The sequence below is a fragment of the Thermosyntropha sp. genome (assembly GCF_017656155.1).
Classification (GTDB): domain Bacteria; phylum Bacillota; class Syntrophomonadia; order Syntrophomonadales; family Syntrophomonadaceae; genus Thermosyntropha.
Genome location: NZ_JACDOH010000002.1, coordinates 293,152 through 313,086, shown reverse-complemented (window position 1 = coordinate 313,086; position 19,935 = coordinate 293,152). Strand labels below are relative to the sequence as shown.

19 protein-coding genes are annotated in these 19,935 nt (G+C 38.8%); 15 read left to right on the top strand and 4 right to left on the bottom strand.

All coding sequences use genetic code 11. The features are described from left to right. Positions 1 to 16: 16 nt before the first annotated feature. Genes H0Z36_RS03385 through H0Z36_RS03370 form a run of 4 tightly spaced genes read left to right on the top strand, consistent with a single transcriptional unit; the run spans position 17 to position 6,557 of the window. On the top strand, positions 17 to 748 hold the full coding sequence (locus tag H0Z36_RS03385; protein WP_296863821.1) for a DUF421 domain-containing protein: 732 nt from the start codon (positions 17 to 19) through the stop codon (positions 746 to 748). Beyond that, the gene (locus tag H0Z36_RS03380) at positions 738 to 1,706 is read left to right on the top strand and encodes an NGG1p interacting factor NIF3 (protein ID WP_296863820.1); all 969 of its coding nucleotides are present in this window, start codon (positions 738 to 740) and stop codon (positions 1,704 to 1,706) included. The genes H0Z36_RS03385 and H0Z36_RS03380 overlap by 11 nt, the downstream gene beginning before the upstream one ends. A gap of 26 nt (positions 1,707 to 1,732) precedes the next feature. Beyond that, positions 1,733 to 4,213, top strand: coding sequence for a U32 family peptidase (locus H0Z36_RS03375; RefSeq protein WP_296863819.1), 2,481 nt, complete (start codon positions 1,733 to 1,735; stop codon positions 4,211 to 4,213). 1 nt (position 4,214) lies between these two features. Beyond that, positions 4,215 to 6,557 (top strand): endonuclease MutS2, encoded by a 2,343-nt coding sequence (locus tag H0Z36_RS03370; RefSeq protein WP_296863818.1) that lies wholly within the window; start codon positions 4,215 to 4,217, stop codon positions 6,555 to 6,557. 47 nt (positions 6,558 to 6,604) lie between these two features. Here H0Z36_RS03370 and H0Z36_RS03365 read toward each other — a convergent pair whose 3' ends face one another. After that, a complete protein-coding gene (locus H0Z36_RS03365) occupies positions 6,605 to 9,004 on the bottom strand; it encodes a transglycosylase domain-containing protein (RefSeq protein WP_296863817.1) in 2,400 nt (799 codons plus the stop codon). Between the two features lie 159 nt (positions 9,005 to 9,163). Between H0Z36_RS03365 and tyrS the strand changes: the two genes are divergently transcribed. Next, the gene (tyrS, locus tag H0Z36_RS03360; RefSeq protein WP_296863816.1) at positions 9,164 to 10,381 is read left to right on the top strand and encodes a tyrosine--tRNA ligase; all 1,218 of its coding nucleotides are present in this window, start codon (positions 9,164 to 9,166) and stop codon (positions 10,379 to 10,381) included. A gap of 36 nt (positions 10,382 to 10,417) precedes the next feature. On the opposite strand, the gene H0Z36_RS03355 is transcribed toward tyrS, so the two are convergent. The 3 genes from H0Z36_RS03355 to flgG form a co-directional block, all read right to left on the bottom strand. Further along, entirely contained in the window at positions 10,418 to 10,669 is a 252-nt protein-coding gene (locus tag H0Z36_RS03355) for a hypothetical protein (RefSeq protein ID WP_296863815.1), read from the bottom strand. A gap of 214 nt (positions 10,670 to 10,883) precedes the next feature. Then, entirely contained in the window at positions 10,884 to 11,225 is a 342-nt protein-coding gene (locus H0Z36_RS03350; RefSeq protein ID WP_296863814.1) for a rod-binding protein, read from the bottom strand. Positions 11,226 to 11,251: 26 nt separating this feature from the next. Continuing rightward, entirely contained in the window at positions 11,252 to 12,037 is a 786-nt protein-coding gene (gene flgG / locus H0Z36_RS03345) for a flagellar basal-body rod protein FlgG (RefSeq protein ID WP_296863813.1), read from the bottom strand. A gap of 267 nt (positions 12,038 to 12,304) precedes the next feature. Here flgG and H0Z36_RS03340 point away from each other — a divergent pair, with 267 nt between their 5' ends. From H0Z36_RS03340 to H0Z36_RS03295, 10 genes are all read left to right on the top strand, one after another. Next, positions 12,305 to 12,595, top strand: coding sequence for a YlmC/YmxH family sporulation protein (locus tag H0Z36_RS03340; RefSeq protein WP_296863812.1), 291 nt, complete (start codon positions 12,305 to 12,307; stop codon positions 12,593 to 12,595). A gap of 77 nt (positions 12,596 to 12,672) precedes the next feature. Beyond that, positions 12,673 to 13,125, top strand: a complete 453-nt coding sequence (nrdR, locus tag H0Z36_RS03335; RefSeq protein WP_296863811.1) for a transcriptional regulator NrdR — start codon at positions 12,673 to 12,675, stop codon at positions 13,123 to 13,125. Positions 13,126 to 13,142: 17 nt separating this feature from the next. Continuing rightward, complete coding sequence (gene pgeF, locus H0Z36_RS03330; protein ID WP_296863810.1) at positions 13,143 to 13,958, top strand: peptidoglycan editing factor PgeF; 816 nt, start codon at positions 13,143 to 13,145, stop codon at positions 13,956 to 13,958. Positions 13,959 to 13,968: 10 nt separating this feature from the next. Then, a complete protein-coding gene (locus H0Z36_RS03325) occupies positions 13,969 to 14,676 on the top strand; it encodes a response regulator transcription factor (protein ID WP_296863809.1) in 708 nt (235 codons plus the stop codon). A gap of 32 nt (positions 14,677 to 14,708) precedes the next feature. Then, positions 14,709 to 15,752, top strand: coding sequence for a two-component system histidine kinase PnpS (gene pnpS, locus H0Z36_RS03320; RefSeq protein WP_296863808.1), 1,044 nt, complete (start codon positions 14,709 to 14,711; stop codon positions 15,750 to 15,752). Between the two features lie 24 nt (positions 15,753 to 15,776). Next, on the top strand, positions 15,777 to 16,460 hold the full coding sequence (locus tag H0Z36_RS03315; protein WP_296863807.1) for a YggS family pyridoxal phosphate-dependent enzyme: 684 nt from the start codon (positions 15,777 to 15,779) through the stop codon (positions 16,458 to 16,460). 19 nt (positions 16,461 to 16,479) lie between these two features. Next, positions 16,480 to 16,911, top strand: a complete 432-nt coding sequence (sepF, locus tag H0Z36_RS03310) for a cell division protein SepF (protein WP_296863806.1) — start codon at positions 16,480 to 16,482, stop codon at positions 16,909 to 16,911. Continuing rightward, positions 16,912 to 17,718 carry a pyrroline-5-carboxylate reductase gene (gene proC, locus H0Z36_RS03305; RefSeq protein WP_296863805.1) on the top strand — a complete coding sequence of 269 codons (807 nt, stop codon included), beginning with the start codon at positions 16,912 to 16,914 and terminating at the stop codon, positions 17,716 to 17,718. A gap of 26 nt (positions 17,719 to 17,744) precedes the next feature. Beyond that, positions 17,745 to 18,008 (top strand): YggT family protein, encoded by a 264-nt coding sequence (locus tag H0Z36_RS03300; RefSeq protein WP_296863804.1) that lies wholly within the window; start codon positions 17,745 to 17,747, stop codon positions 18,006 to 18,008. Between the two features lie 15 nt (positions 18,009 to 18,023). Next, on the top strand, positions 18,024 to 19,934 hold the full coding sequence (locus tag H0Z36_RS03295) for a U32 family peptidase (protein ID WP_296863803.1): 1,911 nt from the start codon (positions 18,024 to 18,026) through the stop codon (positions 19,932 to 19,934). Position 19,935: the final 1 nt, after the last annotated feature.

Genomic DNA, 19,935 nt, shown 5'->3' with positions numbered 1-19,935 from the left:
CAGGTGGGTAAATGTTTTGCTGGATTTTATGTTAAAGGCTGCCGTTATGTATTTTATGGCTTTGCTTATGATTCGCCTTTTGGGGAAGAGGGCTTTAGGAGAACTGGGCCCTTTTGATTTTGTAGTTATGACTGGAGTTGGACATACGGTAGTTTCCGTTGCTTTAGATAAGAGTATACCTTTTTATGAAGGAATAGTTATACTTTTTACTCTGGCTGTTTTAGAATATCTGGTAGGTTATGCAGCGCTTAAGAATCAGAAGCTGTCTTATTTGATAACCGGCAGACCAGTTATCCTGATTGATAATGGAAAGGTTATAAAAGAAAACCTGCGAAAAGAGAAGTTCAATATTGATGATTTGATGCAGGAATTGCGTAAACAGGGAATAAAAAATATTGATGTAGTTGAAAAAGGAATACTTGAGCCGTGTGGGGGTTTTAGCATTCTTTTGAAGGATGAAGATGAACCTGTAACCTACCGCGATTTAGGACTAAAGGGGGCTAAAAGATTTGTTGTGCCCACCTTTAATGACCTTTCACGCCAGGAAATATTTGAACTTTTAGAGGAGGATTCTTATGCTGAAAAACCTGAGGTAATATTGCCTGAATTTCTTAAGAAAATCGAAAATAGGCTTGATTGTATTGAAGATAAGCTTAAGTCTTTGGAAGATAAGTTGTCTAAAGATGGAGTAAAAGGAGAATTTATTAAAACTGGGGACAAAAAGGAGGAGAAAAGGAATGAAACTTAGAGAGATATATGAGCTGGCGGTTGAATTAGGCAAGAAGTATGATGTAAGGGGAAATTATCTTCAAAAGTTACTGGAGGATGAAGAAAAGGAATATGAAAAATTGAGCGAAGAAGAAAAAGAGCTGTTTGATATAGAAAATCTGGTTAATCCTTTTAGCGATACCCGCATTTTGGTGGGGACAGGAGAAGAGGAAATAAAAACAATTCTCTGCGGGATAGATATGGAAACGGCTGAAGTGCTTTTAGCTGACAGGTTAAGGGAAAAAGGCCATAACATTGATCTTATAATGTCCCACCATCCGGAAGGAATTGCTTATGCTGCTCTGCATGATGTTATGCACTTACAGGAGGATATGTTGCATCGATTCGGAGTGCCGATAAATGTAGCTGAAGGGATAATGGCAGCCCGCATTGCCGAAGTGGAAAGGAATATTATGCCGGTTAATCATCAAAGAGCGGTAGATGCGGCAAGGCTTTTGGATTTCCCTTTTATGTGCGTACATTCTCCTGCTGACAACCTGGTCAATAATTATTTAGGCGAAATTTTTGAGCGAAAAAAGCCTTATACATTAAATGATATTTTAGATATTCTTCTTGATATTCCTGAATATAAAAAGGCTAAAGAAATGAAAGCCGGGCCTAAAATTATAGTGGGAGAAAAGAAGAGAAGAGCCGGTAAAATTTTAGTCAAAATGACCGGCGGAACATCAGGGGCAGTTCAATCTTATGAAAAGCTGGCTCAAGCCGGGGTAGGTACTGTTATATGTATGCATATGCCTGATAAGCACAGGCAGGCTGCCAAAGAAAATAATATAAATGTTGTTATAGCCGGACATATGGCAAGTGATTCTTTGGGTATGAATCTTTTCTTGGATGAATTGGAAAAAGAAGGGTTGAATGTTATTCCTTGTTCTGGCCTTATAAGAGTTAAGCGGTTTACTGAAACTGATTTGCACTAATAAGAAACAGGAGGAAGGAACACATAATGGAATTGTTGGCTCCGGCAGGAAATTTTGACTCTTTTGTTGCCGGGATAGAAAATGGAGCAGATGCTGTATATCTGGGCGGAAAGATCTTGAATGCCCGTCAGGGAGCAGAAAACTTTAGTGAGAATGAGATAAAAGAGGCTGTCCACTATGCGCATATCCGCGATAAAAAGATTTATATTACTATTAATACCCTGATTGATAATAAGGAGTTTGAACCTGCCCTTGATTATCTTTATAAACTTTACTGTTTGGGGATAGACGCAGTGATAGTTCAGGATTTAGGATTTATGAAGGCAATTTTAAAAATACTGCCTGATATGAGGGTTCATGCCAGCACTCAAATGACGGTTCATAATGAAAAGGGAGCAGAATTACTTTATAATGAAGGGGTTAAGCGGGCGGTTTTGGCAAGGGAAATGACCTTGCCTGAGATAAAGTCGGTTCATGAAAAGGTTCCTGAATTGGAGCTGGAGGTTTTTGTTCATGGTGCCCTTTGCTATTCTTATTCTGGACAGTGTTTGTTCAGCAGCATGGTAGGAGGAAGAAGCGGAAATAGAGGAAGATGTGCCCAACCGTGCCGTTTAAGCTATGAGCTTTATTCCGGTAGAGATAAAAAACCTTTGGCTCAGGATAAAGGAAGGTATATTTTAAGTCCGGCTGACTTGTGCTTGATTGATTATCTTCCACAGTTAAAAGAAGCCGGTGTTACTTCGCTTAAGATTGAAGGGCGCATGAAAAGACCGGAATATGTAGCGGTAGTTACCAGGACTTACCGCAGAGCATTGGATATTTTAAAAGAAGGGAAAGATTATACGATAACCTCGGAGTTAAAAAAGGATCTTTTAAAAATATTTAACCGCAATTTATCTACCGGGTATTTATTTTTGGATGACAATTTTTTAAGCGCAATGCGTCCCAATAACCGCGGAGTAAATGTAGGACGGGTCTTAAAACAGGATAAAGATTTTACTACTTATATAAAGCTTACTGATGAAGTCCGTCTGGGTGATGGATTGGAAATATGGGTAAGTAAAGGTCCAAATCCGGCTTTTATTGTAAAAGAAATGAAAGTAGATGGTGTCCAAAAAGCTGTTGCAGGTAAGGGAGATATAATAACAATAAGGCTGGATGCTCGGGTATTTCAAGGTGATCGGGTTTTTAAGACCCATGATGAAAAACTTATTTCTTCAGCTTTATCGACTATAAAGCCTGATCAAACTGCCAGAATTGGGCTTGAAGTAAAAGCCTATCTAGAGGAAGGAAAACCTTTAATTCTCGAGTTTACTGATGAGAATGGACATAATGTTATAAAAGAGACTCGGACGTTGCTTGAGAAGGCAGATAAGCACGGACTTAACAGGGAAACCTTGCGGGAAAAAATTGACCGATTGGGGAATACCCCTTTTTACCTAAAAAAGTTTGATTTTATTGGTCTTGAAAACAGTCTTATTGTCCCTTTCAGTGATATTAACGAAACCAGGCGCAGAGCTTGTAAGGACTTGTGCCGGATTTATGCCGGTGTTTCTGGTCGATTAAGTGAATTGGAATATAATGATAGTAAACAAAGATATTTTAAAGAATATGCTGTTAAAGACAAAAATAAAAAGGAGAGAAAAATACCCTGTTTAAGTATAACAGTGAGCGGGATTTCCGAGGCGTATGCTGCAGCAAGAGCAGGAGCTGATCGGATATATTTGGCTTTGGAGAAAATTGCAAAGCCGAGACAGATTGATTATAAAAAAATTAATCAAAAACTGTTGAAGCTTAATAAAGAATATCCTATCATTATTCCTGCTCTCCCGCGTATACAAAGGACAGGGGATTTTGTCCGGGAAATACTTCACGGTTTTGAAGAGGTTTTGGCCGGCAACCTGGGAACGATGAAATGGTGTTTAGACCAAGGGACAAAGGTCAGGTTGGATTACAGCCTCAATGTTTTTAATCAGCATACTTTAGATTACTTTGTCCAAAAAGGAGCAAAAGGGGTATGTTTATCGCCTGAACTGAGCTTTAAACAGCTTGAAGATTTTGAGGATTTGAGCAAGGCTGAGCTTTTAGTTCATGGTGAACTTGTTATAATGCTTTCAAGATATTGTCACCTTCCTTATTTGCTGGGAGGAAGCCGGGATAAATGTCCGCGCCACTGCCTCAAGGATGATTATTATATAAAAGATGCCAAAGGCTACGAATTTCCGGTAATGACTGATGCTTATTGCAACTACTATGTTTTTAATTCGCGTACCCTTTGCCTTATAGAAGATCTGCCCAGGATTAAGAGGCTTTTTCCAGAAGGTATACGTATAGAAGGACGCAGAATGAATGCCCATCAAGTTGAAGAAACAGTCAGAATATACCGGAATGCTTTAGATAAATGGGAAGAAGGACAGGGATTTGAAGGGGTAAAATATAAGGAAAGGCTTAAAGAATTGAGCAACTCACAGTTTACCAAATGTCATTATTATCGTGGGGTTTTGTGATATGGACAGAAAGATGATGGAGAGATTGGAATTTGATAAAATTCAAGATATGCTTATGAGATATACTCACTTCGAAGGCGGCAGGCTCAAGGTGGCTGAAATCAGACCGTCATCGGATTGTGAACAGGTTAATCAGTGGCTTGATGAAACTGCTGAAGCCATGGAGATGCTTCGCTTTCATGAGCCGTCATTTTTAAGCGGTTTGAAATGGGTTAAAGATTGTCTCAACAGGGCTGGAGTTAAGGCTTTACTTAACTCAGGCGAGCTTTATGAAATTTATCTTTTAATAAGAAACTCACATCTTGCCAGAAAATATTTATTGAATGAAAATTATCCTCGCTTAAAAAATCTGGTTTCAAATATAGCTGAAATGAAGGATTTAGAAGAAGCAATAGATAAAGCAATAGATGAAGAAGGAAATATTAAGGATGATGCTTCTTTAAAGCTTAAAGATATAAGGCAGCAGATAAATGTTAATCGTTTGAGAATAAGGGAATACCTGCAGAATTTTATCCGTGCCGAACATAATCAAAAGCTCCTGCAGGATACTTTGGTTACAGAAAGGGACGGAAGGTATGTAGTGCCGGTTAAACAAGAATACCGCCATGAGGTAAAAGGAATAGTCCATGATGAATCAGCCAGTGGAGCTACTGTTTTCATTGAACCTTTAGCAGTTGTAGAGCAGAATAATAAAATACGGATTTTAAGGCTGGAAGAAAAGCGGGAAGTAGAAAGAATATTGAGGGATCTCAGCGATAAAGTAGCCGTATATGCCGAAGAATTAAAATTAAATTTGGAAATTTTAAGCCGCCTGGATTTTATTTTTGCCAGGGCTTATATGGCTTATAATACTGATTCTTACAGGCCTTTAATAAACGAAGAGGGAATTATTGAAATCGAAAAAGGCAGACACCCGCTTTTGGGAAAAGAGGCGGTTCCTCTTAATATAAGGCTGGGACGCGATTTTGACATTTTGGTTATCACCGGGCCTAATACAGGAGGCAAAACAGTCACCTTAAAAACGGTGGGGCTGTTGTGCCTTATGACTATGTGCGGACTTTTTATTCCTGCCCGGGAAAAAAGCTGTATATCATTGTTTAAGTCTATATATGTTGACATTGGTGATGAACAGAGTATTGAACAGTCACTCAGCACTTTTTCGTCCCATATGACTAATATTATTTCTATTTTGGAAAGAGCAGATGAAAATTCGCTGGTTTTATTAGATGAACTGGGAGCAGGCACTGATCCTACCGAGGGTGCCGCTTTAGCCCGGGTCATATTGGAAGAGCTGTTGGAAAAGAAGGCTAAGGTTATAGTTTCTACTCATCAGAGTGAGCTTAAGAATTTTGCTTATCAGCGCGAGAGGGTAGAAAATGCATGTGTCGAGTTTGATCCGGTTACATTAAGACCTACTTATGAGCTTACTATTGGTATGCCGGGGCAGAGTAATGCTTTTGAGATTGCAGCACGTTTAGGCCTTGATGCAGAGCTGGTAGAAAAGGCCCGCGGGATGGTTCCCGAGAATGAGGCTGAAATAAGCTATGTTATAAAAAAATTAAAAGATACCAGAAATTATTACCAGAATATGCTGAAAGAGATGGAAACAGAGCAAAGGAAACTTAAGGAAGAAAAAGAAAATATTGCCAGAGAAAAAGAGAAGCTTATGGAAGAAAAAGCTGAAATTTTGGCAAAGGCTAGAAAAGAGGCGGAAGATTATGTCCGCCAGATAAGGAGGGAAGCTGAAGAGGCCGTTCAGGAATTAAAAAAGCTCTTAAAGAGAAAGGAAGAGCCGCCTAAATGGCATGAGATTGAAAGAAGCCGGCATAAATTGAAAGAAATCGATTTTGACAAACTGCGGGTTAAGGAAGAAATCCGGTTTAAACCGGCAGAAGGAGTAAAAGCAGGGGATTATATTTATATAAAAAGCTTGGGACAAAAAGGGTATGTAGTAGAGCCTCCCAACAAGCAGGGAGAATTGATTGTACAAATAGGTATAATGAAACTTACTGTAAAAGACAAGGATATAAGCCTGTGTGAATCTCCGGAAGAAAGGGAAAGTAGGCTTAAAAATAATACTTTTCTTAAAAAAGCCCAGCATATATCAGCTGAAATAGATGTGAGAGGAAAAGTTGCCGAAGAGGCTATACTGGAAATTGAAAAATATTTAGAAGATGCTAATCTGATTGGACTTAGTCCTGTCCGCATAATCCATGGAAAGGGAACTGGAGCCCTGCGCAAGGCAGTCCGGGAATATCTGAAAAATCACAGATATGTGCGAAGTTTCCGTGATGGAATGCTTAATGAAGGCGGTTTTGGGGTTACGGTAGTTGAGCTGAAATAAAAAGCAGCGGGTAGAGAACAATCGCAGTTTTCTACCCGCTGTTTATTTTATCTTCCATTAAAATTATCTATTATATCTTTGACTTTGCGCTTTTTAACCTGATGGTCTTCTAAAGGACAGTAGGGAATATCCTGTCCGGGAGGAAGTATTATTTTCTCAATATATTCTTTAGGACATCCTCCTTCCTGAAGAGGCCCTGGTATATTAGCCCGGTAAAGTTTACCTTCATGTCTGGGATCAGTGCAGATATAAACTTCATCTTTAAATATCCCTGATATATTAGGTTCATTGTGGATGTCGCATTTTTCAGTCGGAATTTTATCTGGTTCGGCGCTTCCCTCCGGAGCCCGGACTAAAACCTTGAGTTCCGGATTTGGACAGTATTTTCCTGCCAGTTTTCCTGACTCTGGGCATATATACACTGCTTCATGGATATCACATATCTCAGTCGGCACAGCATCTTTGCGTGCATATTCGCTAATTACCTGGTTATCAGGACATATATCAGAAGGTAATTTCCCTGATTTTTTGCAGATTGAAACCCGGACTATACCAGGAGGTATGGCGCGCGGTTTAGGCTTATAATTTTCATGTGCCTTTGTTAAAACCTGCCTGAATATTCCGGCAGGATAGCCGCCTCCGTACACCTTATTCATAGTATAATGCTTGTCATATCCCATCCATACAGCACAGGCATATCCAGGAGTGAATCCGCAGAACCAGGAATCTTTATATTCTTCGGAAGTCCCTGTTTTGCCGGCGGTTACTACTCCGGGAACCTTTGCTCTGGTGCCGGTTCCCGCATTGACTACGGTCTCTAACATATTGCCCATTAGCCATGAAGTTTGTGAAGACATCACCCTTTTGGCTGCTGGTTTATAACTGTATATTTCTACTCCATTGTCGTCAATTATTTTTCTTATGAAGTGAGGCGGATTATAAACTCCATCGTTGGCAATAGCTGCATAGGCAGCAGCCATCTGAACAGGAGTAACCCCTTTAGTAAGCCCTCCTAAGGAGAGGGGAGCCAAACCCAAGTCATTGGTGCCGGGAGAGTCTACCAGAAGGAGCCCCATAGCTTTCCCAAAGTCAAAGGCAGTTCGGATTCCTACTTTATCTAAAAGCTGAACAGCATAGGTATTGATTGACCACTGAACGGCTGTTCGCATTGTTATAAGTCCGCGGTATTTGCCATCATAATTTTTTGGCGACCATATGCTGCCGTTGCTGAGTTTAAATGAAACAGGTGAATCATCTAAGACATAAAAAGGCATATAACCTGCTTCTAAAGCCGGGGAATAAACAGTTATAGGCTTAATGGACGAACCCGGCTGGCGGTAGGCTGAAGTTGCCCGATTGAATCCGCGCCTTTGTTCATATTTTCTGCCCCCGATTACTGCTTTTACTTCTCCATTGTGGTGGTCTATCACAGCCATGGCAGATTGAATTTGTTCCCCGTTTTTACTTTGGCTGGGGAAATTAGCCGGATTAGCATATACCTGTTCGGCATAGCTTTGTAAATCTTTATTCATGGTTGTATATATTTTTAAGCCTGCTTTGTATATGGCATTATTGGGGTCGTCGTATATCTGAAGTTTACCTAGAATATCAATGGCTTCTTCAATTACTGCGTCAATGAAATAGCCGTATTTTATATTATTGTTCTGAATAGACTTGAAGACTAAAGGCTCTTCATAGGCCTTGTCGGCAGTATCAGCGTCTATATATCCGCATTTTACCATATTGTTGAGGACAATTTTTTGTCTGGCTTTAGCCGCTTCTAAATTCTGTAATGGGTTGTAGTAGTTTGGACTTTGCGGCAGACCTGCTAAAAGTGATGATTCTGCCAGGGAAAGTTCACTTACATCTTTGCCGAAATAAGTGTTGGCAGCTGCTTGAACACCGTAAGCCCCGGCTCCGAAATATATTTTGTTTAAATACATGCAGAGTATTTCATCTTTACTGTATTTGGATTCAATTTTGAAAGCCAGGACTATTTCTTTTACTTTTCTTTCCCATTTTTTATCAAAAGACAGAAAAGCGTTTCGCGCCAGCTGCTGGGTTATAGTGCTTGCCCCTTGGCTGGTAAGGTCGCCGGATGTGATGTTTACAACAATAGCTCTTATTATGCCTTTAAAGTTTACGCCATGATGTTCATAAAAGTCCTGATCTTCTGTAGCTATAAATGCATTTATGAGGTCAGATGGGATTTTATCTAAGGTTACTTCAGTTCGATTTTCTGCGGCATGAAGTCTGCTTACCAGATTCCCTTTGTCATCATAGACCAGGGTTGATTCTGCACCGGTAAGCTGCTCGGGATTAAATGCCGGCAGATCATGAACTGCATACACAAAAACCCCAGCTAAAATCCCCAGCCCTATTAAGAAAATAAATAAAAAGGCTTTTAAGATATTATGTGGTTTAGTTTTCTTTTTTGGTTTTGCCATTTTAGATTTAAGCCTCCTGAATTTATTTTTTGATGTAAACAAATGTATAATATGATTTTAAATCAGTATTAAAAAGACAAAAATTAACCTTATCCTCCTAATTATTGCATATATCTAGCTCGTTATGCTATCATTTTTTTTTAGTAAGGAGGTAATTTTATGGAAGAAAATATAAAAAAACAGGTAGAAGAACAGATGAGAATTATTTCACGTGGAGTAGCCGAAATTGTGCCGGAAGATGAACTTAAAAGCAAGCTGTATCGTTCTATAAAAGAAAACAGGCCTTTACGAGTAAAATTAGGGCTTGACCCTACTGCACCTGATATACATTTGGGGCATACCGTGGTTTTAAACAAACTGCGCCAGTTTCAGGATTTAGGACATGAGGTTCATCTTATAATCGGTGACTTTACTGCCCGTATAGGTGACCCTTCAGGAAAATCGGAAACCCGGAAACAGCTTACGGAAGAACAGGTTAAAGCCAATGCAGCTACTTATCAGGAGCAGATTTTTAAAGTTCTCAATCCTGAAAAAACTACCGTATATTACAACAGCGAGTGGCTTATGCCGTTAAATTTGGCTGATGTTCTGACCTTAGCCAGCAAATATACGGTTGCCCGTATGCTTGAACGTGACGATTTCCATAAAAGATATACATCAAATATGCCCATCTCCATTCATGAATTTATGTATCCCCTGATGCAGGGATATGACTCGGTTGTTTTGAAGGCAGATGTTGAACTGGGAGGGACTGATCAAAAATTTAACCTTCTGGTAGGCAGGCATCTGCAGAAAGAGTACGGATATGAGCCGCAGATTGCTTTAATGATGCCAATCCTAGAAGGTACTGATGGAGTGCAAAAGATGAGCAAGAGCCTGGGCAATTATATTGGCGTATATGAAGAACCTTACGAAATGTTTGGCAAGATTATGTCTATTCCTGATGAATTGATTATCAGATATTTTGAACTTTTAACCCAGGTACCTATGGAAGTTATAAACGACTATCGCGAAGGGATGGAAAAGGGCGAATTAAATCCACGAGATGTTAAAATTAAACTGGCCAAGGAAATTATTACCATGTATCATAATGCTGAAGAAGCGGAAAAAGCAGAAGAAAGGTTCAGACTGGTATTTTCAAAACGGGACATACCTGATGACATTCCGGAAGTTGAGCTCGAAGAAAGTGAAATATGGCTGCCTAAATTCTTGTATGAAAATAAGATGGTGTCTTCTACCAGTGAAGGCAAGCGGATGATAAGCCAGGGAGCAGTAAGAGTGGATGGAGAAAAATATGAAAACGAAAATTTGGTTATAGATCGCTCGCTGGTGATTCAAGTAGGCAAAAGAAAATTTGTGCGCGTGACAAAAAAATAGAAGAAGATAAGCGCCGGTTATAACCGGCGCTTAGATTTAGCATCCGCGTTTAAGGTTTCTGAGGACTTTTCCCATTTCATCTAAATGTCCTTCAAAGAAAATGGCATATCCTTTTATATTTTTAAATTCGGGAGATATAAGATTTATAACGGTAAATCCCGCATCTTCCAGCTGTTCACGGGATAAGGTGCGCAAGGTTTTGAGCTGGTCGTCATTTACTTTGGGAATGGTGCAGTAGATTTCGCGACCTTTTGAATTATAAAGTACAGTAGCGACTAATGTGCGCATATTTTCACCTCATTCTGTTTATTTTTTATTTCCATAAATTTATATTGAATAAGCATCTATTTTAGTCTTATGTACTTACGATACCATATATGCAAAACTAAAAATTAAAAAAATTTTTGTAAATGATGATGCTGAAAGACAATAATTAAGCGTTAGTGCTCCTGTTTTGATAAAAAGCAGCTAACGCTTAATATCGAGATGTAGTTATTAAGTTTTATTTGTTTTTAAGCTGTTTATATATTATATCTGCAATGCCTGTAGCTGAGGTTTGGCTTATTTTTTCGGCATATTCATCATAAAGCATGCTTTCAAAGGTATCCATGGCAAAGCTGTGTTCAATAAGATCGCTGTGAACTATCGTAGCCCGCATAGCCTGCAAAACCTTGCTTAAAAAAACGCTTTCTAATTCCTGGCAGGCAGCATATAATTTTTTGTCGTCTTTTTCTTTGACTGCTTTCTCTAACTGCCTGAGAAATTCATTTTCTTCAGTTGTTTTAACTGCTTCATCTTTAAGGGTTGAGAAGCTTGAGTAATTATTAAGGGGATTTATTTTCATATTTTATCCCTGCCTGTTCTTCAGAATTAACGGCGCAGATTACCGGCTGTCTGCAGCATTTCATCTGCTGATTGTATTACTTTGGAATTAATTTCATAAGCCCTTTGAGCAGTTATGAGATTTACCATTTCTTCAACAATCTGTACATTGGACATTTCTAAATAGCCTGCCTCTAAACGAATAGTATGGTCTTCTTCTGGATCCCAGTCAACAGGCTCGCCGGAATTAACTGTGGGAACAAAAAGACCAGAGCCGATTCTTTGAAGTCCAGCAGGGTTTATAAATTTAACCAGCTCGATCTGTCCAGCTTCTACCGGCTCTTCCTCTCCCGGTAACATATAAGTGACATTTCCGTTTTTATCAATTACTATATCATAAGCTCCTTCTTCAAATGGGTCAACCCCAACTACAATATATCCGTCAGATGTTACCAGGTTGCCTTCAGAATCGATTTTAAAGGCTCCATTGCGGGTATATAAAGGTTCATCGCGCCCCGGGATTTCCACTTTAAAAAATCCTGGTCCAACGATGGCAACATCAAGAGGATTATCAGTGGGCTGCGGGTTTCCTTGAGCAAAGATGGTAGTGATTGCAGATGGCCTTACTCCTAGACCTACTTCCATCCCTACCGGCTGATTGGTATCTTCGTTGGCAGCCGGTCTTTTTAATGTTTGATAGAGAAGATCCTGAAATTCAACCCTTTGTCTTTTGTAGCCTGCTGTATTTACATTGGACATGTTGTGAGCTAGTGTGTCAACATTAAGCTGCTGTGTATACATGCCTGTGCTTGCCGTGTAAAGAGCCCTCATCATAAAAGTGCTTCCTCCTTTAAGGATTGTTAATAATACAATGCTTCAGTCGTTCAGCATTGCAGGGCCCCTCATTAAGAGTCCAGCCCTCATTTTAATGTACATCATAATATATTATCGCATAAAAAGGAAATGTGTTTAGTGAATTTTTATTTTTATTTAAGAACTCTTGAAGATTAATGAAGGGCAACTTTTGGTTTTTTTTTTCATATATTAAAAATACCTACCTGCAAAACTGTTTTAAATAATAAAAGAAAGGGGAAAAGGCTAATGATAAAAATATCTGATCTTAAAACCCGGGATGTAGTAAATATTTTAGATGGAAGAAAATTAGGGAACATCATAGATATTGACCTTGATTTAGAAAACGGACGGGTTACAGCTCTTATACTTCCGGGGCGCAACCGTGGTCTGGGCATTTTTTCTAAAAGAGAGGAACTGGTAATCCCCTGGGAGAAGATTATTCGCATCGGACGGGATGTAGTTTTAGTAGAAGTTCCGTCTGCTACGGAAATAGATGCTTACCGCAGAGATTATCTTTTAGATGAGGAGAACCTCTAAATTTTTAGGACTATCGGTTGAACTGAAGGGCTAATTTTTGCATAATAAGCTAAAGAATATGTTTTGGGGGTGGTAAGATGCGCTGCCCTTATTGTAATGAATATGAAAGCCGGGTAGTAGATTCGAGGGCCAGTGAAGATGGCTCCTGCATAAGGAGAAGGCGCGAGTGTAATTCCTGCAAAAGAAGATTTACAACTTATGAGCGGATTGAGGAAAGACCGCTTCTGGTTATAAAAAATGGAGGAAACCGTGAACAGTTTAATAGAGAAAAACTTTTAAACGGTATTACTAAAGCATGCGAAAAGCGTTCTATAAGCATGGAAGAAATTGAAAATATTGTTGCCGATATTGAAAGGGAGCTGCGTGATCATTATGATCGGGAAGTAAGCAGCAAGATAATAGGTGAAATGGTGATGGACAGGCTTAAGGAAATTGATGAAGTAGCTTATGTTAGATTTGCTTCAGTTTATCGCAAATTTGCGGATTTGGACAGTTTTATAAAAACTATTGAACAGATGAAGGGAAAATAGCAGGAAAGGATGTTTTGATGAAAAAATGGATATGGCATAATGAAGGTGAACTTTCTTATATTACTTTACCTGAGTGGGAGAAAAAGGGAGTTAAAGCTTTATTTTCTACCCGAAAAGGAGGAGTGAGTAAAGGGCCTTTTTCTTCACTAAATGTGGGGCTTCATGTAGGTGATGAAGAAGTTTATGTCCTTGAAAACCGCAGAAAGATTTTAAATTTACTGGGTGCAAAGCTCGATAATGTAGTCTGCTGTGAGCAGGTTCATGGCGATAGAATAGCAGTTATAGGAAAAGACCATAAAGGGTGTGGAGCTTTTAGCCTCAAAACTGCTCTGCCCGGATATGATGCTATGATTACCAATGTCTCGGATATTTTTCTTATGGCTTTTTATGCTGATTGTTACAGTATTTATTTTTTTGATCCGGTAAAATATGTAGTGGGACTTGCCCATAGCGGATGGAAAGGTACTGCACTGCGTATTGCCTGTAAAACGGTGGATAAAATGGCAGATGTTTTTAAAAGTAATCCTTCTGATATCGAAGTTTTTATAGGTCCCGGAATCAAGGAGTGTTGTTTTAAAATAAGCCCTGAACTGGCGAAACAGATGAAGCAGGAATTTGATGATTTTGATAATATTATAACCGATAAAGAAGGTTCTATTTACTGGGATCTGACCGAAACTAACAGAAGGCTATTAGTTGAATATGGTATAAAACCGGAAAATATTGTTATATGCGACCTGTGTACTTTATGCAATGAGAATAAGTTTTTTTCTTATCGTCGTGATAATGGAATTACCGGGAGAATGGCAGCGGTGATTGGACTTAAGGAATGAGGTGATATCTGTGTCTGCTCCTAAAATTCTGGTTGTAGATGATGAAGCTCATATAGTTGAGCTGGTTAAGTTTAATTTGGAAAAAGAAGGGTATAAGGTTTTAGAAGCTTATGATGGTTTAACAGCGGTGGAGATGGTTGAAAAATATTTGCCCGACCTTATCATACTTGATATTATGCTGCCTAATATGGATGGACTTGAAGTTTGCCGGACTTTGAAACAAAAGCTGGAATACTGCACTATACCTATTATAATGTTGACAGCAAAAGGAGAAGAAATTGATACAGTTTTAGGTTTGGAAATGGGAGCAGATGATTATATCAAAAAACCTTTTAGCCCCCGGGAAATGGTGGCCCGGGTAAAAGCAAGGCTTAGAGCGCTTAAAATACTGCAGGCTGAAAAAGCTATGGGCAAAAAGGCGTATGTTTTTAAGGATTTAACTGTTGTTCCTGAAAAATATGAAGCTTTTTTAGGAGAAGAAAAGCTGGATCTTACTCCAAAAGAATTTGAGCTTTTGACTTTGATGGCATCTAACCAGGGAAAGGTTTTCACTCGGGAGGTTCTTTTAGAAAAGGTATGGGGTTATGAGTTTTCCGGAGATACGCGAACAGTTGATGTTCATATTCGCCATTTGCGCCAAAAGCTTAAGGATGATTCCAACTATCCCCAGTATATTGAAACTGTCCGAGGGGTAGGATATAAATTTGTAGATTCATAGTTTGAAGATTCCGGGGAGAAGGGGTTTTTGAAATGTTTAATTTGATGAACAGCGGCCGAAAAATGCAGACTATAATAGACAGCATGATTGATGCAGTTGTAGTTTTTGATGTAAATGAATGTATAATTTTGGCTAACAAGGCGGCAGAAAGCCTTTTTTTAGTAAAAGAAGGAGGCCTTTTAGGTAAAAAAATAAAAGAAATAAGCAACAATCATAAAATATCTTGTATGATTGGAGAAGTAATAAGAACCGGAAAAGAGGTATTTACAGAAACAGAAATTGTGCCTGGAACTTATATATATAGAGTTCATGTAGTTCCAATAAAGGATGATGATGGCAATATAGAAGCAGCAGTGGCTGTTTTTCATGATGTTACTGATGCGCGAAATTTTGATCAGATGAGATCGGAATTTGTAGGGAATGTTTCTCATGAATTGAGAACCCCTTTAACCTCAATTAAAGGTTTTGTAGAGACTTTGCTGGATGGGGCTATGGAAAACAGCGATACATGTCGACGTTTTCTCACCATCATTGAGGCTGAAACCCAGAGATTAACTAGACTTATTGATGATTTGCTTAATCTATCGGCGCTTGAATCAAGGGAAAGGATAATAAGGCCTAAGCCTGTCTGTGTTCAACGTGCTATTCGCAGTGTAATGAACATATTAGGACCACAGATTACTGAAAAAAACCTGTGTGTTAAGCTGGTTTATACTCATGATTTGCCGCGGATTTTTGCAGATGAGGATCTTTTTGGACAGGTTATGATTAACCTTTTAGATAATGCCATAAAGTATACACCTAAAGGAGGAACCATAACTATAAGATGCCGGCAGCGCGACAGCCGGGTGGTAATTACAGTTACTGATACCGGAATGGGTATACCGCAGGAAAGTATACCCAGGGTATTTGAAAGGTTTTATCGGGTGGATAAAGCCCGCAGCCGTAACCGGGGTGGGACCGGACTGGGACTTGCTATTGTAAAACATATAGTAGAGTCGCATGGGGGAGAGGTTTTTGTTGACAGTCAGGTAGGAAAAGGGTCGACTTTTGGAGTAAGTTTCCTTGCTGTATAACTTTTAAAGGGCAGGTGATAAAGTTTGGAATATCTAAAGGATAATCTGGAAAAGGTTTATGGTAGAATAAAAAAGGCTTGTGAACGGAGTGGAAGAAATCCAGCCGATATTACTCTGGTTGCAGTGAGCAAGACAGTAGATATAGAAACAGTAAAGAAAGCTTATTCTCTTGGAGTAACTGATTTTGGAGAAAATCGGGTGCAGGAACTGAAAAATAAAATACCTCTTTTACCTGAGGCCAACTGGCATATGATTGGGCGGTTACAGACTAACAAGGTGAAGGATATAGTTGGAAAAGTAGTTTTAATTCACTCATTAGATCGCTGGAACTTGGCGGAAGAAATTAACAAAAGGGCTAAAGCTATAGGAATAAATGTGGCAACCCTTTTGCAAATAAATATATCTGGAGAAGAACAAAAGGCAGGATTATCACCTGATGATGTAGAATATTTTCTAGAATCAGCAGGAGCTCTGTCAAATATTCGTATTTTAGGCTTTATGACTATGGCTCCGCTTTTAGAAAATCCTGAAAAAGCGCGACCGATTTTTCGAGAGCTTGCCAATATGAAGAATAAATTCTCTGCCCGCAGTTATCCTAATGTAGATTTAAAATATCTTTCCATGGGTATGTCGCAGGATTTTGAAATAGCAATCGAAGAAGGGGCTAATATTGTTCGAATTGGGAGTTCCATTTTTAGTGAAGAATAATATTTAGGAGGTTAAAAAAATGGCAATAACCGACAAATTTTGGAGATGGCTGGGAGTAGAAGAAGAGCTAAAAGAAGAAAAATTGGCTTTGCCAGAAAGCACTTCTGCTCCTGAAACAGGCAAAGCGAATAAAAATGTAGTAAGCCTCCATAGCAATAAGACTTTAAAGGTTGTAGTATGTGAACCGGAAAGTTTTGAAGAAGTGCAAGTTTTAGCTGATCACCTTAAGAGCAGGAGACAGGTTATTTTAAATTTTGAAAATACCAGCCCTGAAGTTGCTCAGAGAATAATTGATTTCTTGAGCGGAACGACTTATTCTTTAGATGGACACAGCCAGCAATTAGGGCCCCATATTTTTATCTTTACTCCGAGTAATGTGGAGATTTCTACCGATCACCGCACCATAATTAGGAAACATGGATTAGGTTCTTCGTGGGGAGGCAATAAATAAGTGGCAAAAAAATTAGGTATAATAGGTTGCGGAAAAATGGCTTATGCCATAGCTAAGGGGCTTTTTTCCGCTTCTTCTTTTTCTTGGACTGAGCAGCTGGTATATGATATAGATGTGGAAAAAACTGAAAAATTTAGGCTGGAATTTGGCAGTGTTCCGGTTTCACTTGCTATGCTTATAAAGGAAAGCGATGTTATTATTTTAGCGGTAAAACCGGACAAGGTGGGGGAAGTGCTCTTATCAGGGTGCGATTTATGGTCTGAAGATAAGCTTTTAGTGTCGGTAGCGGCAGGAATAAAAACTTCATCTCTTGAAGAGATTTGTGGTATTAATATGCCGGTAGTTCGGGTAATGCCTAATACTCCTGCTTTAGTAGGTCAAGGAGTAGCAGCTATAGCAAAAGGAAAATTTGCTAAAGATGAACATATAGATTTGGTTTATCGAATTTTCTCTACTTTGGGAACTGTTGTTGTAGTCCAAGAAAAAATGATGGATGCAGTAACGGCTGTTTCCGGAAGTGGACCTGCTTATATTTATTTGATAGCTGAAGCCATGATAAATGCTGCTGTTCAGATAGGACTGGATATTGATACTGCACGTTTTTTAGTTTTGAATACAATTAAAGGATCTTCTGCGATGCTTATTGAGACCGGAGAACATCCGGCTGTTTTGCGGGAAGCAGTATGTTCTCCTGGCGGGACTACCATAGCTGCCGTGCGAAAATTGGAAGAAAGCGGATTGCGCAAAGCGTTTTTTGAGGCAGTAGAGAGTGCTTATAAAAGATCTCTGGAACTGGACAGCAGATGATATGCTTATAAAGGAGGAATTTTAAGGTGCTTCTTATAGCTGATCTTATAGATATTGCGTTTTCTGTTTTAGCGTGGCTTATTATTGCGCGTTGTGTATTATCTTTTATAAGGCATAATCCTTATCAGCCGATTATAAAGTTTATTTACGATGTAACTGAACCGGTTATGGCACCATTTCGCAGACTTCTGCCTCCGGCGGGAGGAATTGATTTTTCTCCTATTTTGGCTATTTTGGCTGTTTACCTTGTTCAGAGATTGGTGTATGACCTTTTTATGATGTTTTTATAAGGAGTAAATAGGGATATGAGTCATAAAGAAGTTGAATTGCTTGCTCCAGCTGGTAAGTGGGAGGTAGTAAAAGCGGTAGCTGAAGCAGGAGCAGATGCTGTGTATGTTGGAAGCAAAAAGTTTAATATGCGTCTTCTCATGGCCGATTTCAATTTTACAGATAATGAGCTTTCAGATATAGCCAAATATCTGCATGATCAGGGCAAAAAGATGTATGTTACGGTTAACAATTTGTATTATGAGAATGAACTCACAGAAATAAAAGATCATCTTTTATTTCTGCAGGAAATAGGAGCAGATGCAGTTATCATTCAGGATGTAGCCTTAATTCCTCTTTGTGAAGAACTAGGGCTTGACATTCCGCTTCATGCCAGTGTGCAGATGGGCGTTGGCAGCAGTGAATCTGCCAGGTTTATGCAGAATTTAGGTTTCAGTCGGGTGATACTTTCTAAAAATTTATCTCTTCAGGAGATAAAAAAGATTAGTCAGGAAACATCTATTGGTATTGAATTTTTTGTTCATGGGGATATATGTATTTCACATACAGGTCAGTGCTATATGAGCAGCTTCATTGCTGGAGAAAGCGGAAACCGCGGAAGGTGTATAAAACCTTGCCGGTGGCCTTATTATGTAGAGAAGAATGGGCAAAAAGGAGCTGAAAAGTTATATTATTTAGCTCATAAGGATTTGTGTCTTTATCCTTATCTTAAAAAACTTATAGAAGCTGGAGTCCTTTCTTTCAAGATTGAAGGAAGAATGCGCAGTGCCGATTATTTGTCGCATCTGGTCAGGATATATCGGCAGGCTTTAGATAAATTGGAAGCATCATGTGACGAAGAAGAATTCGATAAGAAAGAATATGAGAAGCTTTACGAAAAAAGGGTAAGGGATTTTACTGTAGGCAGTCTATTTAAAAGGCTGGATATAGAATCAATAGGGATTACTGGGGAAAGAGAACCTTTTTTTCCTACTGCCCCCCGAATCTTAAAAAAGTTGAATGAAGATAATTATGTGGATGAGGATATTAAGATTTTAGCTGAATGCAGTATTGAAGAGATTAGTGTTAAGGTAGGAAGCCTTTCTGCTTTTGAAATTGCCCTTAATATTGGAGCAGATAATCTGATAGTAGAATATGGTCATTTATTTCCAGATGATTGTGGATGGAAGAATGAAAATATAGATGAGGCTTTAAGTTTGGCGCGTTCTCATACTTCCCGGGTATTTTTAGAACTTCCCCGTATTATGACCGAACAGGACTTATCAATATTTGAAGAATTGCTTGAGCTTAAGAACATGCCTTTTTTAGATGGTTTCATAGTTCATGACTGGGGAAGTTTAAGGTTATTACAAAAGACGGGTAAAGAGATAAGAGGAGGATGGGGATTTAACATCTGTAACCATAAGGCAGCGGAATTCCTTAATAAGATGGGGATAAAACGTATATATGCTTCTCAGGAGCTTAATTTTTCAAATTTAAGTTTGTTGCTTAAAGAAAATAATAATATTGAGTTTATGGTGCAGGGACCTCTTTGCGGTATGATAACTGACTTTTGTGTTCCTAAAGGTGAATCTAAAATTAAATCTGAATTGAAATGCGGATTGTGTTATCATAACACTTATGCTTTTTATGATGAGATAGGGCAAAAATATCCGATAAAAACAGATGACAGGTGCCGCAATTATATTTTTTATCCCCACGAGTTGTGTTTGTTTCCTTATCTTCCCCGGTTGGCTGCTGCCGGACTCAAATATATCAGGATAGACGGACAGTTTTATGATGATGAAAAGCTCTCTAAAGTTTTGAGGATTTATAAAGATGCAGTATATCAGATTAAAAATGGGGTTTTAAATTTAAAGCCGGGATTTATGAAGCTTTTAGAGTTGTTCCCGCAAGGGTTAACTTCACATCCGTTGTTTTTAATTTAAT

What these genes read in the sequence shown, in the direction of transcription:
- H0Z36_RS03350 (WP_296863814.1), bottom strand. Translation starts at nt 11,225, where the DNA reads ATGAAAATAAATCCCCTTAATAATTACTCAAGCTTCTCAACCCTTAAA.
- nrdR (WP_296863811.1), top strand. Translation starts at nt 12,673, where the DNA reads ATGCGCTGCCCTTATTGTAATGAATATGAAAGCCGGGTAGTAGATTCG.
- H0Z36_RS03340 (WP_296863812.1), top strand. Translation starts at nt 12,305, where the DNA reads ATGATAAAAATATCTGATCTTAAAACCCGGGATGTAGTAAATATTTTA.
- H0Z36_RS03380 (WP_296863820.1), top strand. Translation starts at nt 738, where the DNA reads ATGAAACTTAGAGAGATATATGAGCTGGCGGTTGAATTAGGCAAGAAG.
- H0Z36_RS03375 (WP_296863819.1), top strand. Translation starts at nt 1,733, where the DNA reads ATGGAATTGTTGGCTCCGGCAGGAAATTTTGACTCTTTTGTTGCCGGG.
- sepF (WP_296863806.1), top strand. Translation starts at nt 16,480, where the DNA reads ATGGCAATAACCGACAAATTTTGGAGATGGCTGGGAGTAGAAGAAGAG.
- flgG (WP_296863813.1), bottom strand. Translation starts at nt 12,037, where the DNA reads ATGATGAGGGCTCTTTACACGGCAAGCACAGGCATGTATACACAGCAG.
- tyrS (WP_296863816.1), top strand. Translation starts at nt 9,164, where the DNA reads ATGGAAGAAAATATAAAAAAACAGGTAGAAGAACAGATGAGAATTATT.
- H0Z36_RS03295 (WP_296863803.1), top strand. Translation starts at nt 18,024, where the DNA reads ATGAGTCATAAAGAAGTTGAATTGCTTGCTCCAGCTGGTAAGTGGGAG.
- H0Z36_RS03365 (WP_296863817.1), bottom strand. Translation starts at nt 9,004, where the DNA reads ATGGCAAAACCAAAAAAGAAAACTAAACCACATAATATCTTAAAAGCC.
- pnpS (WP_296863808.1), top strand. Translation starts at nt 14,709, where the DNA reads ATGTTTAATTTGATGAACAGCGGCCGAAAAATGCAGACTATAATAGAC.
- H0Z36_RS03355 (WP_296863815.1), bottom strand. Translation starts at nt 10,669, where the DNA reads ATGCGCACATTAGTCGCTACTGTACTTTATAATTCAAAAGGTCGCGAA.
- pgeF (WP_296863810.1), top strand. Translation starts at nt 13,143, where the DNA reads ATGAAAAAATGGATATGGCATAATGAAGGTGAACTTTCTTATATTACT.
- H0Z36_RS03370 (WP_296863818.1), top strand. Translation starts at nt 4,215, where the DNA reads ATGGACAGAAAGATGATGGAGAGATTGGAATTTGATAAAATTCAAGAT.